This window comes from Sporosarcina beigongshangi (assembly GCF_033485195.1).
Taxonomy (GTDB): domain Bacteria; phylum Bacillota; class Bacilli; order Bacillales_A; family Planococcaceae; genus Sporosarcina; species Sporosarcina beigongshangi.
Map to the genome: position 1 here is coordinate 1 of NZ_JAWLIR010000021.1, position 15,043 is coordinate 15,043.

The window sequence follows — 15,043 nt, forward strand, 5'->3', positions numbered from 1 at the left end:
GGGGAAGGGTTGAACTGCATCCTTCCTTGGAGGCTTGGGCCAACAGGATGTTGGTTACTCAGATGTTGCCGCAGGACGCGGCGGTTTTAGTCTGAGTTCTACTATTCAGCAAGGGGTTGGACCCCGCTGAATTTGAAGATATAGCTAGCATTCATCCAAACATTTATAGAAGTGGGGAACTTCTGTAGCTGACGCTTCGCTTTCGGCACAAACATATTTGCTGAATTAAGTTGAAAAATCCCCTCCTCATTTGTATCGTATAAATGGGGAGGGGTTTGCTTATTAAATTAATAAATCCCGTAATTCATTTTCCAAAAATGGCTCAGCGTTTAACAGGTTTTTGAATGCATGGTAGCGTGTAAAGTCATCGGCAGATGGCTTGCGACCTGTAAGGTAGGCTCGTATTAAGACGTTCTTCGGCGTATGCTCCATATCAATGAATTCTAGCAGTTGCGCCTCGTAGCCGACGAGTGACAATAGTTCGGCACGGATAGAGTCAGTTGCAAGTGCGGCGAATCGTTCTTTGATGAGCCCGTGCTGGAGCATGATGTCGAGCGCGGGGGAATTGATTTGTGAGAACAGTTCATGCTGACAGCAAGGAACACTCAAGATGACTTTTGCCCCCCATTTCACTGCCCGAGCAAGCGCCATATCTGTCGCGACATCACACGCATGTAAAGTAACGACCATATCGACAGACGTTTCGTCGTTGTAGTCGTTAATATCACCGACAAGAAACTCCAAATCATCGTAGCCAAGATCTTGCGCAATGCGGCTACACTCCTCAATCACTTCTTTTTTCAAATCAAGGCCAGTTACCTTAATATCGAGTCCTTTTTCGATGCGTAAGTAATGATACAGTGCGAACGTCAAATAGGATTTCCCTGAGCCAAAGTCAAGAATCCGCACGGTGCGGTCTTTTGGCAAGTGGGCAAGTGAGTCGTCAATGAATTCAACGAAGCGATTAATTTGCCTGAATTTGTCGTGCTTTTGCTTTTTTACTTTGCCGTCTGGTGTTTGAACACCGAGGCGTACAAGAAATGGATACGGCGTGTTTTCATCTAATAAATAATTTTTCTTCCGGTTGTGGGAAAGATCAGCCACTTTTCCGGAGTTTACTTTGTCCGATTTCCACATCACCTTGAACTTTTTAGATAGTTGGACATGGATTTTTTCATCTGAAAATTCGGCGTGGAGCTGTTTGAAGCGCTCAAGCAGTTGTTGTAAGTGATCCTGTAATTCATCGGGTGTAACATTTTCGTGCTTTAAAATGCGTTCATGCTGATATTCAAATTGGATATGCAGCTGTCCTTTTATCTCCACAGGCTTCACTTTTACCCGTTTCACTTCGTCTGTCTTTGTTCGGGGCTGGCTGATGGTTGCGTTGATGAAAGATCCATCTGTTATCCGACGTGTGAGTTCCTTTAGTAATTCTTCAAATTGCATGTTCATCTCTCCTAGTTAAATTCAAATCCTTGCTTATCCAAAAATGCTTTCATATATGTCCGTTTTGGTGAGCCTAAAAACGTTGCCATAGCGTCAGACCAGGCGGCATCTTTTCGGTTTGATCCGCGGCTTAAGTAATAGTCGTTCATGATTTCATCATAGATTGGAATGACGTCTTCGTATTTGTTGGCATCATAGTTATTTTCATGGAGGATGGCTTCTATCGGCAATCTCGGTTTCACTTCATTGGCCTCGTCTGGAACACCGATTGTCATAGCAAACATTGGTGCAACGCCTGTGGGTAGGTTGAACAGTGTGCTTATTTCTTCGGGTGCATTACGCACGCCGCCGATATAGCAAATGCCGTATCCTTGTGACTCTGCTGCAATCGCGACGTTCTGGGCAAATAAAGCAACATCTGTCACGCCGACAAGTAGACTTTCTGCATGTGAAAAGTCGATCTCTTTTCCAAGTAAACTTGCTCCTTGTTGGATGCGATGAAAATCCATACAGAAAACAAGTACAGCACCTGCTGTTAAAATTTGTTGTGGATTTTTTGCAAGTTCGGCCAGTTTCGCTCGTTTGTCAGCATCTGTCACATGGATAACGGAATATGCTTGGACAAAATTAGAGCTTGCGGCATGTTGCCCTGCACGAACAAGTTCGGCTACATTTTCTTTAGATAGTGGACTGTCTTTATACTTTCGTACGGATGCGTGTGCGGTTAATAATTCGATGACCATGGAATCCCTCCAAAAAGTTCTGTAGAATAAGATTAACAGATTTCATTAGTGGTAAACACTTATTAACGCTTGGAGAAGGGGTGGAGATATGTTTTGGATAGAGAGTATTTCAATTACGACATTGTTGCTCATTATTGTACCGATTGCGATTATCCTTTTTCTTTACTTTTATGATAGAAGGCAAAGGCAACACGCGATTTTGCGGAACTATCCGATTTTAGGACGGATGCGTTATATGTTGGAGAAAACCGGACCGGAGCTACGTCAATACTTATTCGACGATGACAATGACGGAGAACCGTTCAACCGTGAGGAATATTTGCACATGGTCATGCCGGGGAAATATTTGAACAGTATCATTGGTTTTGGCTCGAAGCGGGATTTCAATGAGGCTGGCTATTTTATCCGCAATGCGATGTTCACGAAACAAAATGAGGAAATGCGAGTGGACAATGATGGACTTGTGGATACGATGCGCTATGTGGTCGACGGTGATTATTTATTTTCTCGGAAAGAGCATCGTGAGGAGCTACCGGCGTTGCCTTGGCTGTTGCCTGAAGAGGATGCGATTATTATTGGACCGAATTGTCAGCAACCTTTCCATGTGCGCAGTATGCTTGGGCAATCTGCGATGAGCTACGGGGCACTTGGGGAAAATGCAATTACCGCATTATCGAAGGGGATTGGCATGGCGAAAGGTGCTTGGATGAATACGGGTGAGGGTGGCCTTTCTCAACATCATTTAGCAGGTGGGGCGGATATCATTGCGCAAATTGGTTCTGGCTTATTCGGATTCCGAACAGAGGACGGCGAGTTCAGTTGGGAGCGGCTACGTGAAAAAGCCGAAATTCCACAGGTCAAAGCATTTGAAATTAAGTTAGCGCAAGGGGCGAAAATGCGCGGTGGGCATGTCGAAGGGGAAAAAGTGACGGAAGAAATTGCGGCGATTCGCAATGTTGTACCTTACACGACGATCAACAGTCCAAACCGTTTTCACCAGTTCGATGACTATCCGACTTTATTTGATTTTATCGAAAAGATTCGACAGCATTCTGGTAAGCCAGTCGGTATGAAGATTGTCATTGGCAGTAAGCAGGATGCCGAAGAGCTCGCATCATTCATGCATGAAACAGGTATGGGACCGGACTTCATATCATTAGATGGTGGGGAGGGCGGCTCGGGAGCAACGTATCAGGATTTAGCGGACAGTGTTGGTTTGCCGCTTCGGTCATCACTCATTCTCCTTGACGATGCCTTGAAAAAATACGAGGTGCGCGATAGCGTTAAAATTATCGCATCGGGTAAGATTACAACACCCGATCGCGCAGCAATCGCCCTATCGATGGGGGCGGACCTTGTCCAGGTTGCCCGTGGCTTTATGATATCTGTCGGTTGCATTATGGCGCATAAATGCCATACGAATGAATGTCCAACCGGTGTTGCAACGACAGATAAAAAACTGCAACAAGCACTTGTTGTAGAAGAAAAGAAATATCGTGTGACCAATTATATTTTGACAATGCGAGAGGGACTATTTCGAATTGCAGCAGCAGCTGGCCTTGATTCACCGACAAAGTTTGACCGCCAGCATGTTGTTTATAAAGATGCACGGGGAAGGGTTTTTCCGATGGAATAGATTGGTTCCGATACAGAATGAACAAATGAGAAAAAGCACATCTCTTGCCTGACCACAAGAAATGCACTTTTTCTATATGAAATGGGAGTTATTCCGGTGGCTGTTTCTATGATGTTAGATGCATGTGCCGTCACCTTATCATGACGATTCCCGAAAAAAAGAATGTTAAACCTAAAAGTGATTATTCGATTATAAAAACACATCTCTTTCCATCTGAAAAATCTGTGTCGAAACCTAATTATTTCCCGGGGAATGACACGAAAACACTATGAATTTGTCTCACATTGCTTGGCAAATATTGTTTTAGGATAAATTTTAAAATAACTATCTTAATGTTCTTAAGGAAATGGTATGATGAATATAACTTTTGAAAGGGGGAATTATAATTGTCAAATGAAATGTATCAGCTAATTTCTATTATTTTGTACATGGGGGCAATGATTTTTATCGGTTGGTACGCATTCAAGCGCACGTCTAATCTAACGGATTATATGCTTGGTGGGCGAGCGCTCGGGCCAGCTGTAACCGCTCTCAGTGCCGGTGCTGCTGACATGTCGGGCTGGTTGCTGATGGGATTGCCAGGTGCAATCTATCTCAATGGATTGGTAGAGGCTTGGATCGCTATCGGATTAACAATCGGTGCGTACTTGAACTGGGTATTTGTTGCACCACGACTTCGGGTCTATACACAAGTATCAAGTGATTCCATTACGATTCCAAGTTACTTGGAAAGTCGATTAAAGGACAAATCACGTCTGTTACGGATTGCTTCAGGAATTATCATTCTTATTTTCTTTACGTTTTACGTCTCTTCAGGAATGGTAGCAGGGGGTAAGTTCTTCCTTAGCTCATTCGGCTTGGATTATCATCTAGGTTTATTAATTGTTGCTGGTGTCGTTATTTTCTATACATTATTTGGCGGGTTTTTGGCGGTTAGTTATACGGATGTTGTGCAAGGGGTTATTATGTTCTTAGCTCTTCTTCTTGTTCCAATTGTAGGCGTTTTCATTACAGGTGGATTTGGAGAAACGGCAGCAAGTATCCGTGCTGTTGATCCACAATTATTGAATTTTGTATCGGGGGCTTCGTTCTTAGGAATCTTGTCGGCGGCTGCTTGGGGATTGGGTTATTTTGGCCAGCCGCATATCATCGTCCGCTTCATGGCAATAAGTTCACATAAAGAAGCGAAAAAAGCACGTCGTATCGGAATTGGCTGGATGTTTTTAAGTTTATTCGGTGCAGTTGCGACGGCACTTGTAGGGATTGCTTACTACCAGCAAAATACGAATGCAACACTGGTAGATAATGAAACGGTATTTATCGTTCTTGGACAAATTATTTTCCATCCATTTATCGCAGGTATCATGCTTGCAGCTGTTCTTGCAGCGGTTATGAGTACGATTTCTTCACAATTGATTGTATCGTCTTCAGCGCTTGTTGAAGACTTGTACAAAACGTTTATGAAGAAAGATGCGACAGATAAGCATTACGTCTTCTTAGGAAGAATGTCTGTCCTGATTGTTTCGTTAATTGCAATCGTACTTGCTTGGCCGAATAACGAGTCCATTTTGAGTATCGTATCATTTGCTTGGGCAGGGTTTGGTGCTTCATTCGGACCAATCATTCTGCTATCTCTTTACTGGCGCAAGCTGACAACAAAAGGCGCGCTATGGGGTATGATTACGGGTGCCGTTACAGTTATGATTTGGGGTAATATCGAGGCGCTTACTGGCACTCTTTATGAAATTATCCCTGGTTTCATACTCTGTCTCATTGTTGCGGTTCTTGTAAGTAATATGACTTATAAGAAAAATAATGAAATCGACAAAGAGTTTGATGAAGCACTGAAAATTCTTAGCGAAGATAAGTAAGATGGAAAGCCTGTGGTGCATACTGCAGGCTTTTCTTCTACTTCAAAAGGAGGAATTGCACTTATGAAACTGGATCATGTTGTCTATTTCACAAGTCGAACACCAGATGAGTGGGTTGCGGAACAGCAGCATGCTGTTGTGGGTGGTCGTCACGAGCAATGGGGAACGCATAATGCATTGATGTACGTGAAAAATGCTTATATTGAATGGTTGGCTGTTGAACGGCCGGATATTGCGGGCACGGTGGACCATCCACTTACGAGGTTGCTGCTACATGACCTAAAAGATGGTGAAGGCTGGGGAACGATTTGTCTATCGATTGATGGAATTGAGCAATTTAAAGATGAGATTGAGAATAAAGGATTCCGCACGTCTGGTGTGCTCAATGCAGAACGAAGAACGGCTACGGGGCAATTGCGAAAGTGGAAGATGCTGTTTGTCGATCAACCCGTATCGAATGAATTGCCGTATCCCTTTTTTATTGAGTGGGAGGACGCGGAGGACATTCGTTTTGCTAAGCTACGTGAAGAGGGGACAATTTCAGCGGCTAATGAACAACTGGAAATTAAGGAATGCGTTTTTAGTGTCGAGGATCCGCTACGTGAAACGGCGGAATGGGCGATTTTATTGTCACAAAAAGTGGGTGACGCCAATGATATCGCTTTATCGAATGTTGTGTTGAAATTTGTGGAGCATGAAGGAGGCATGGATAGATTGACGGATGTTGTCATTGGGCAGGCTGACTAGAAGAGAAACCGCCCTAATTGGTGCGTGAATCTACATATGGTAAGATAAATAGACCTATGGTAAGGCTGGAGAGGGGTCGTTGGATGGAAGTGTTAGTGGAACGCGCGGTGCTTGTCGGCGTGCATGAGCAAAAAGATGAGCATTTTGCCTATGCAATGGAAGAATTGAAAAATTTAGCGGAAGCGATTGCTGTCGAGGTGGTCGGTGAAGTGACGCAGAATTTAGAACGTCGCCATCCCTCTCATTATGTTGGTAAAGGAAAAATTGAAGAAATTCGCCATTTCTATGAAGAATTAGATGCTAATCTAGTGATTTTTAACGATGAATTGTCACCGTCTCAAATTCGAAATATGGAGCAGGAACTGCAGTGTAAGGTCATTGATCGAACAATGCTGATCTTGGATATATTTGCGAGGCGTGCTAGAACAAGTGAATCTCGGATGCAAGTTGAACTGGCGCAGTTGCAATATATGCTGCCACGCCTTGTCGGTTTACGTGCTTCACTCGGACGACAAGGGGGAGGTACAGGCGGGGGACTCCAGAATAAGGGTGCTGGGGAAACGAAGCTTGAACTCGACCGACGGAAAATTGAAGACCAGATTGCTAAACTACGTCGTGACCTGGACCATGTCAAGGATCAGCGTGATACACAGCGTAAGCAACGTAAGAAAAGTGGTACGCCCGTTGTGTCGATTGTAGGGTATACGAATGCGGGCAAGTCGACATTGATGAACAAATTGCTAATGAAGATGGATGCCGAAAATGCAAAGCAAGTCTATGAAGAGGATATGTTATTTGCGACACTCGATACATCCGTCCGCAATGTAAAATTGATTGATAATAAGCAATTCATATTAACAGATACGGTTGGTTTTGTGTCTAGGCTCCCCACTCATCTCGTCAAAGCATTCCGCTCGACATTGGAGGAAGCGCGAGATGCGGATCTTCTTCTACATGTTGTCGATGTGTCGAATACCGAGCATAGCTATATGATGGAAGTGACGAATGATACGTTACACGCTGTAGGGGTAGAAAATGTGGAGACGCTGAATATTTATAATAAGGCGGATCTTGCGGGTATCCGCTATCCAAAAGTGAGCGATGATAGCGTCTGGCTGTCTGCGAAAGAAGGACAAGGGCTGGACGAACTCGTAGAATTAATTAAGAAAAAGATTTTTGGCCAATACATTACGTGTAAATTGCTCATTCCATTTGATCGCGGTGATATCGTGTCCTATTTAAATGATAGGGCAAATGTGAAGAGCGCGGAGTACGAGGAAGACGGCACGTTGATGACGGTTGAAATGGACCTTTCTGAGCGGAAAAAGTTTGAACAGTTTATCATCAGTCATTAAAAAAACAGCACCGCATGACAATTACTGTCATGCGGTGCTGTTTTCTATATAAGAGAAAGGGGGGTGGGATGCTCCTAGTATAGCCACTTTCTCGGAAGTTAAACCTCCACGAATTGATTATTATGCAACTTAGCAAAAATCCCACCTTGATTGACTAATTCATCGTATTTACCGTCTTCCGCAATGCCGTCTTCTGTGACGACAATGACGCGGTCTGCATCACGAATGGTAGCTAGACGGTGCGCGATGACAAGTGTTGTTCGGTTTTCCGCTAGTTCGGCAAGTGATTGTTGAATGATCCGTTCTGTTTCTGTATCGAGTGCGGATGTCGCTTCATCCAAAATAAGAATCGGAGGGTTTTTCAAAAACATCCGAGCGATAGCAAGACGTTGCTTCTGTCCGCCTGATAATTTCAAGCCGCGTTCTCCAATCTGCGTATCGTAACCATCTGGAAGTGATGCAATGAAATTTTCAAGATGTGCTTTATTCGCAGCTTCAAGCACTTCTTCAGTCGTTGCGTCTAATTTTCCATAGGCAATATTCTCTTTGATAGTACCTGTGAATAAAAAGACATCTTGCTGAACAATTCCGATTTGGGAGCGCAAGGAGTGCTGCGTCATATCGCGAATATCCAAGCCGTCAATGGCAATGGATCCTTCATTGACATCATAAAAACGTGGGATCAGTGAACAAATTGTTGTTTTTCCGGCACCAGATGGCCCGACGAATGCGACTGTTTGTCCCGCATGAATGTTCAAATCAATGCCTTTCAGTACTGCTTTGTTGCCATCGTAATGGAAATGGACGTCATCGAAGACGATATTGCCGTTTAAATGAGGCACGGCAATGGCATTCGGTCGATCCTGGATTTCAGGCTCCTGTTCAATCAAATCTAGGAATCTGCGGAAGCCAGCCATTCCCTTTGGATACAATTCAAGTAGCGCACTAATTTTGTCAACAGGTTTGATGAGTACATTGACGAAAAGCACAAAGCTGACAAGATCCCCGATAGACATATTTTTTTCGTGGACAAACCATGCACCGACGACGAGTACAATAAGCGTCACTAACCGCGTCATCATGAACATGCTAGAATGCGTCCAGGCCATCACTTTATAGGCGACGAGCTTGGCAATTCGAAAATTACCGTTATCTTTACGGAAACGTGCAATTTCAAACTCCTCGTTTGTGAAGGATTTAACGACGCGTGACCCTGAAACCGAGTCTTCGACACGTGCGTTGACATCTGCAATTTTGCCATACATGTTTTGCCACGCTGCATTCATTTTCTTATTGCAGAATGTGACAAGGACAACCAGGAAAGGAACCATGACGATGGCGATAATAGCAAGTTCTGGATTAATGTTATACATAATGATGAAAGCACCGATAACCGTCATGATTGCGATGAAAACATCCTCTGGTCCATGATGAGCTAGTTCGCCAATATCGAATAAATCATTCGTAATTCGGCTCATAATATGACCCGTTTTTGTGTTATCGAAAAATCGGAATGATTGCCGTTGTACATGAGTGAATAGCTGCTGACGCATATCGGTTTCGATATTGATACCCAGCTTGTGTCCCAAATAGCTAACGATATATTGAAGAACTGTACTGAGTAAGTAGACAAGCAACAGTAAAATGCTTATACCAATGATTTTTCCCCAATTCCCTGTTGGTAACAAATCGTCAATGAACCATTTGACGGCAACGGGGAAGGCGAGATCGAGTAGTGCCACAAAAATCGCACTAGAAAAGTCGATAATGAACAGTCGCTTATGTGGCTTATAATAAGAAAAGAATTTCTTTAGCATACGGTAAAATCCTCCACTTCATTGATATTGGTTAGTATAGCGGATTTTCTTTGAGAAGACGACTTATTTATTTCTGAAATCGAAGGAAATGGAGTGCATGTCTGCTAGCGAAATGCATATATTTAGCTATTTAATCCGTATAGGACTTATTATTCAACTTCATTGCATTCATCAAAAAAGGGAACTCTTTCTATTATGTCTCGTATGAATAGATGTAGTTAAAAAGAGTAAAGGAAGGAATTGAATGATATGAAGAATTGGATAAAAGGGATGGCAGTTGGTGTTCTCGCCCTCGGACTTGCGGCATGCAATACACCGGCGGAGCCGAAAACAGATGCTGAGACGGGGAAGAAAGTAGAACTTGAGGAGCCGAGCGGGTTGACGGCACAGGAAGTATTCGAAAAGGCGACGGAGGCATCCGCGGAACAAGTGAGTATGCATGCAACAATGAATATTAATCAATTGATGGAAATTCCAGGTCAAGAAGGAACGATGAACAGTAAAATTAAAATGGACATGGATATGGTTGTTGACCCGCTTGCGATGTATCAGAAGATGGATGTGGATATGGGTGAGCAAGGTGTAACGGAAATGGAAATTTACATGACAGAAGAAGGATTTTTCATGAATGATCCAATGTCTGGTCAGTGGTTAAAATTACCGGCTGAAATGTACGAAGATTTACTAGCACAAGCAGGCAGCGCAGACCCGACGCTTGACATGAACATGTTCAAAGAATTTGTGGAAGATTTCAAGTTCGAACAAACGGATGATGAATACATTCTTAAATTGTCAGCTTCTGGCGAGAAATTTAGTAAGCTGTTTAAGGAAATTGCTATGGAAAATTTACCAGCGGATGTAGATGCAAGCGCAGAAGCAGCGGAATTGATGGAGAATATTGAAATGAAAAGCTTAGAGTATGAGATTTACATCGACAAAAAGACGTTCTACACAAATGCGTTCAACATGAAAATGGATATGAAGATGCAAGTTGATGGTGAGGAAATGCGTATTGATCAGAAGGTCAATGCGAAACTAAGTAAGATTAACGAAATTGATAAAATTGAAATCCCACAAGAAATACTTGATAACGCTTTGGATATTAATGAAGCGATGGGGCAGTAAGGACAGTAAATGTAGGCGCCGGATAACCATTCCGGTGCTTTTTTGGTATGCTGAAATGTGACAGTGCTATCCAGTTCACGCGAGGTAGTCGAGTTTTCGTGAAAGGTAGTTCAGTTTGCGTTCCGGGTATCCCAGTTTCGGGAATAGGTATCCCAGTTCACGCGAGGTAGTCGAGTTTTCATTGGAATTATAATACTAGGCTATATCCGTTCGATTTCCATTGTTACGGTGAAGAGTGGATCAGCTAAGCAATGACCTCCCCCAGTGCCGTAGCAATCTTTAATGGAATTCATTATTTACCCTCCACTTTCACCCTAAAATCAAACCGTTCACAAAATTGACGTAGTTTGATATTCCCTCCGTTATGGGCATAGAACCTCATTTTTCATATCAACGTCCTTTCCGTTGATAATCATTTTCAGTTATCCGTTGACACGACTTTCAGTCATGCTATAATTGAATTTGCAGCTAATTGATAACGGTTTTCATTAGAATCATTCTCAATTGAATGCAAATAATCGATATCGGTGATACCCATGAAGAAACGTTATTTGATAGTCGCAGTTATCACTCTTTCATTCCTATCGCTTTTTGTAGGGGTGAGCCGTATTACGCCGATGGATCTGCTAGATTTTAAATCGGAACAAACGGAAATATTCTTAATTAGCCGTCTGCCTCGACTGGTCGCCATTCTCCTTGCAGGAGCAGGGATGAGTATTGCGGGTCTCATTATGCAACAGCTAAGCCGGAACAAATTTGTTTCTCCGACGACAGCAGGTACGCTAGATGCAACACGTCTTGGGATTCTCGTCTCGATGTTGTTATTTGCGAACGCATCCACGATTGAAAAAATGATCGTCGCTTTTGTATTTGCGCTTGCCGGCACGCTACTGTTTATGCAAATTCTTGACCGTATCAAGTTCAAGGACGCGATTTTCATTCCACTTGTCGGGCTGATGTTCGGAAATATTCTATCGTCGATTACGACGTTTTTTGCCTATAGAGCGGATGTCATCCAAAATATGTCGGCATGGCTACAAGGTGATTTTTCGATGATTATGAAGGGGCGTTACGAACTTCTATACATAAGCATTCCGGTGCTCATCATAACCTATCTCTATGCTAATCGATTTACGGTTGCCGGAATGGGGGAAGATTTCTCTAAAAACCTCGGACTTGCTTATAGACGAATTGTCAATATCGGACTTATATTAGTTGCTCTTATTACGACTACGGTTGTGTTAACGGTTGGGATGATTCCGTTCCTCGGATTAATCATTCCAAATATCGTTTCTATATTTAAAGGAGACCATTTACAGAAGACTTTGCCACATACTGCATTACTCGGTGCGATATTCCTACTCATTTGTGATATTTTGGGCAGGGTGCTTATCTATCCTTATGAGATTTCAATCAGTTTGATGGTTGGGGTAATTGGTAGCGGAATCTTCCTTTACTTGTTGTTTAGGAGGAAGGCCTATGCGTAATTCAACGAAGCTACTCATACTTGCCATAATTGCTGCTCTCTTCTGTAGTCTTTATCTGTTTCAAGGTTTAAACGGAAGTTATGATTATGCGTTGCCTCGTAGGGCTATTAAAGTATTGGCGATGGTCATTACAGGCGTCGCAATTGCTTATTCGACAGTTATTTTCCAAACAATTACGCATAATCGGATTTTGACACCTAGTATTATGGGATTGGATTCTCTCTATTTACTTTTACAAACAGTTCTCATTTTCTTCTTTGGTTCAGGTCATATGATGATCATCAACAAACATGTGAACTTTGTCTTATCGATTGGAGCAATGATCCTATTTGCGCTCATTCTCTACCGGTTTTTATTCCGGGGAGGGAAACAGCCTATCTACTTCCTGTTACTCGTTGGAATCATCGTCGGAACATTCTTCGGAAGTATTACGACGTTTTTACAAGTATTGATTGATCCAAATGAATTCATGCTCGTACAGGATAAGATGTTTGCAAGCTTTAATAATGTTAGTGGTGAGCTCGTGTGGTGGGCGCTTGCGATTGTCGTCATCACATTTTTCATAGGCTGGAGATCTATCAATGAACTTGATGTTCTGTCACTTGGAAGAGATACTGCCATTAACTTAGGGATTTCTTATGATAAAGTCGTCAAAACGATGCTCATCCTGTCCTCTGTCCTGATTGCAGTATCAACGGCTCTTGTTGGGCCGATTACATTTTTTGGTTTGATTGTTGCGAATTTGTCTTATCAGTTTTTCAAAACGTATAAGCATTCTGTGTTAATCGCAGGTGCATCCGTCATGAGTGTGATTGCGCTTGTCGGAGGTCAATGGGTTGTTGAAAGGATCTTTACATTTTCAACAACGCTTAGTGTGATCATCAACTTCGTCGGCGGTGTTTACTTCATCTATCTACTATTAAAGGAGAGTCGATCTACATGATCCAAGTCCGTGAGTTATCGAAGTTTTATGGTAAGAAAGCGGTCGTTGAAAAGGTCAATGTCAATATCCATCGAGGTAAGATTACCTCTTTCATCGGGCCGAATGGTGCGGGGAAATCGACGCTACTGTCGATGGTTAGTCGCCTTCTAGATGCAGATACTGGTGAAGTGCTTGTCGATAAAGATGACGTTAAGAAGATGAAGTCGAATGAGTTTTCAAAACGGATTTCCATTTTGAAGCAATCGAATTTTATGAATGTACGTCTGACGATCCGTGAATTAGTATCATTTGGACGATTCCCACATTCACGAGGAAGGCTGACGGCAGAAGATGTCAAGGTTGTAGATCAAGCGATGAATTACATGGAATTGATGGATATGCAGCATGATTACCTCGATGAATTATCGGGGGGACAACGCCAGCGCGCATTCATCGCGATGGTTATTGCGCAAGATACAGATTACATTCTACTTGACGAGCCACTTAATAACTTGGATATGAAGCATTCTGTTCAGATTATGAAGATTTTGAGAAGGCTGGTTGATGAACTTGGAAAGACTGTTGTCATTGTCTTACACGATATTAACTTTGCCTCCGTTTATTCAGATCGGATTGTTGCGCTGAAGGATGGTCGCGTTGTGAAAGATGGACCGACGAATGACATTATTACTTCTGATTCATTAAAAGAAATTTACGATATGGATATTCCTATTAAGCAGATGAATAATTGCCGTATCTGTGTGTACTTTAATTCATAAAAAAAAAGGATGGTTTTAGATGAAAAAACTTGCAATGGCATTATTGATGATAGCGTTAATGGCTTTACTTGTAGCATGTGGAGCGAAAGATGATGAAGCAGCAGACGATAAAGCGACGGGTAGCGGTGCAGAACCAGAAGTAGCCGAAACGGAAGAATCAGAACTCCTCACAATTAAGCACGATCTTGGAGAAGCGCAAATCGCAAAAAATCCTGAGAAAATTGTTGTTTTCGATTTCGGTATGCTTGATACGCTAGACGAGTTAGGTATTGAAGTTGCAGGTGTTCCGCAAGCTAATATTCCTTCTTATTTATCAAAATATGAGGATGCGAAGTATACAAATGTGGGTGGTTTGAAAGAGCCTGACTTTGAAACAATCCATGCTATGAAACCAGATGTTATTTTCATCTCAGGACGTCAATCTGCTATGTACGAAGAGTTAAATGACATCGCTCCAACGATTTTTGTCGGCGTGGATACAGCGAAGTACATGGAATCCTTCAAAGGAAACATGGAAATGATTGCGAAGCTATTTGGCAAAGAAGATAAAATGGCAGAAGAGCTTGCAGATATTGATAGCAGAATTGCTACAGTTAGTGAGAAATCAGCTAACACTGATGGAAAATCATTGATCGTTCTTGGAAATGAAGGAAAAGTAAGTGCATATGGGCCAAGTTCACGTTTCGGTATTATACATGACGTATTTGGTTTTAAAGCGGCTGATGAAAACCTTGAAGTATCTACACACGGTCAAAGTATCTCATTCGAATATATTCTTGAAACGAATCCAGACATTCTCTTCGTTATCGATCGTGACGCAGCAGTTGGTGGCGACGCAAGTGCTAAAGATTCAATCGAAAATGAGTTAGTCATTAAAACAAATGCTTATAAAGATGGGAAAATCATTTACTTGGATCCTAACTACTGGTACCTATCTGGTGGCGGACTACAATCTGTGAAAGAAATGATTAAAGAAATCGAAGAAGTATTATAAGATGAAAAAGGGATTGGTTCACTGAAAAGTGAATCGGTTCTTTTTTTTTGTTTGAAGATGAAGAGTGGGTATATTGTTAGATAATAAAGAAAAGTATGATAAGATAAAGGGACTAGTAGGG

At 42.4% G+C, this 15,043-nt stretch carries 12 protein-coding genes; 9 read left to right on the plus strand and 3 right to left on the minus strand.

The genetic code is table 11. The features are described 5' to 3' along the window. Nucleotides 1-282 precede the first annotated feature (282 nt). Both R2B77_RS10885 and nfsA read right to left on the minus strand, forming a co-directional pair. Complete coding sequence (locus tag R2B77_RS10885) at nt 283-1,446, minus strand: class I SAM-dependent methyltransferase (RefSeq protein ID WP_203248198.1); 1,164 nt, start codon at nt 1,444-1,446, stop codon at nt 283-285. A gap of 11 nt (nt 1,447-1,457) precedes the next feature. Then, on the minus strand, nt 1,458-2,189 hold the full coding sequence (nfsA, locus tag R2B77_RS10890; protein WP_203248197.1) for an oxygen-insensitive NADPH nitroreductase: 732 nt from the start codon (nt 2,187-2,189) through the stop codon (nt 1,458-1,460). A gap of 88 nt (nt 2,190-2,277) precedes the next feature. On the opposite strand from nfsA, the gene R2B77_RS10895 reads away from it, so the two are divergent. From R2B77_RS10895 to hflX, 4 genes are all read left to right on the plus strand, one after another. Then, nucleotides 2,278-3,825, plus strand: a complete 1,548-nt coding sequence (locus R2B77_RS10895; protein WP_203248196.1) for an FMN-binding glutamate synthase family protein — start codon at nt 2,278-2,280, stop codon at nt 3,823-3,825. A 386-nt stretch (nt 3,826-4,211) separates the two neighbouring features. Beyond that, nucleotides 4,212-5,696, plus strand: a complete 1,485-nt coding sequence (putP, locus tag R2B77_RS10900) for a sodium/proline symporter PutP (RefSeq protein WP_203248195.1) — start codon at nt 4,212-4,214, stop codon at nt 5,694-5,696. Nucleotides 5,697-5,759: 63 nt separating this feature from the next. Beyond that, nucleotides 5,760-6,443: a VOC family protein gene (locus R2B77_RS10905; RefSeq protein ID WP_203248194.1), complete on the plus strand. Its 684-nt coding sequence runs from the start codon at nt 5,760-5,762 to the stop codon at nt 6,441-6,443. Between the two features lie 83 nt (nt 6,444-6,526). Beyond that, complete coding sequence (gene hflX / locus R2B77_RS10910) at nt 6,527-7,798, plus strand: GTPase HflX (RefSeq protein ID WP_212391654.1); 1,272 nt, start codon at nt 6,527-6,529, stop codon at nt 7,796-7,798. A gap of 98 nt (nt 7,799-7,896) precedes the next feature. Here the strand turns inward: hflX and R2B77_RS10915 are convergent, their stop codons facing one another. Then, nucleotides 7,897-9,615, minus strand: a complete 1,719-nt coding sequence (locus R2B77_RS10915; protein ID WP_203248193.1) for an ABC transporter ATP-binding protein — start codon at nt 9,613-9,615, stop codon at nt 7,897-7,899. Between the two features lie 249 nt (nt 9,616-9,864). Here R2B77_RS10915 and R2B77_RS10920 point away from each other — a divergent pair, with 249 nt between their 5' ends. The 5 genes from R2B77_RS10920 (at nt 9,865) to R2B77_RS10940 (ending at nt 14,922) form a co-directional block, all read left to right on the plus strand. Continuing rightward, the gene (locus R2B77_RS10920) at nt 9,865-10,740 is read left to right on the plus strand and encodes a DUF6612 family protein (RefSeq protein WP_203248192.1); all 876 of its coding nucleotides are present in this window, start codon (nt 9,865-9,867) and stop codon (nt 10,738-10,740) included. A 536-nt stretch (nt 10,741-11,276) separates the two neighbouring features. After that, complete coding sequence (locus tag R2B77_RS10925) at nt 11,277-12,227, plus strand: ABC transporter permease (RefSeq protein WP_203248191.1); 951 nt, start codon at nt 11,277-11,279, stop codon at nt 12,225-12,227. Further along, a complete protein-coding gene (locus R2B77_RS10930) occupies nt 12,220-13,170 on the plus strand; it encodes an iron chelate uptake ABC transporter family permease subunit (protein WP_203248190.1) in 951 nt (316 codons plus the stop codon). Before R2B77_RS10925 ends, R2B77_RS10930 begins: the two co-directional genes overlap by 8 nt. Next, nucleotides 13,167-13,928 carry an iron ABC transporter ATP-binding protein gene (locus R2B77_RS10935; protein WP_203248189.1) on the plus strand — a complete coding sequence of 254 codons (762 nt, stop codon included), beginning with the start codon at nt 13,167-13,169 and terminating at the stop codon, nt 13,926-13,928. Before R2B77_RS10930 ends, R2B77_RS10935 begins: the two co-directional genes overlap by 4 nt. A 19-nt stretch (nt 13,929-13,947) precedes the next feature. Then, on the plus strand, nt 13,948-14,922 hold the full coding sequence (locus tag R2B77_RS10940) for a siderophore ABC transporter substrate-binding protein (RefSeq protein ID WP_203248188.1): 975 nt from the start codon (nt 13,948-13,950) through the stop codon (nt 14,920-14,922). The last annotated feature ends 121 nt before the right edge of the window (nt 14,923-15,043 follow it).

Bases quoted from the DNA above. Each gene is read 5' to 3' on its own strand.
- R2B77_RS10885 (WP_203248198.1), bottom strand. From the start codon at position 1,446: ATGCAATTTGAAGAATTACTAAAGGAACTCACACGTCGGATAACAGAT.
- nfsA (WP_203248197.1), bottom strand. From the start codon at position 2,189: ATGGTCATCGAATTATTAACCGCACACGCATCCGTACGAAAGTATAAA.
- R2B77_RS10895 (WP_203248196.1), top strand. From the start codon at position 2,278: ATGTTTTGGATAGAGAGTATTTCAATTACGACATTGTTGCTCATTATT.
- R2B77_RS10905 (WP_203248194.1), top strand. From the start codon at position 5,760: ATGAAACTGGATCATGTTGTCTATTTCACAAGTCGAACACCAGATGAG.
- hflX (WP_212391654.1), top strand. From the start codon at position 6,527: ATGGAAGTGTTAGTGGAACGCGCGGTGCTTGTCGGCGTGCATGAGCAA.
- R2B77_RS10915 (WP_203248193.1), bottom strand. From the start codon at position 9,615: ATGCTAAAGAAATTCTTTTCTTATTATAAGCCACATAAGCGACTGTTC.
- R2B77_RS10920 (WP_203248192.1), top strand. From the start codon at position 9,865: ATGAAGAATTGGATAAAAGGGATGGCAGTTGGTGTTCTCGCCCTCGGA.
- R2B77_RS10925 (WP_203248191.1), top strand. From the start codon at position 11,277: ATGAAGAAACGTTATTTGATAGTCGCAGTTATCACTCTTTCATTCCTA.
- R2B77_RS10930 (WP_203248190.1), top strand. From the start codon at position 12,220: ATGCGTAATTCAACGAAGCTACTCATACTTGCCATAATTGCTGCTCTC.
- R2B77_RS10935 (WP_203248189.1), top strand. From the start codon at position 13,167: ATGATCCAAGTCCGTGAGTTATCGAAGTTTTATGGTAAGAAAGCGGTC.
- R2B77_RS10940 (WP_203248188.1), top strand. From the start codon at position 13,948: ATGAAAAAACTTGCAATGGCATTATTGATGATAGCGTTAATGGCTTTA.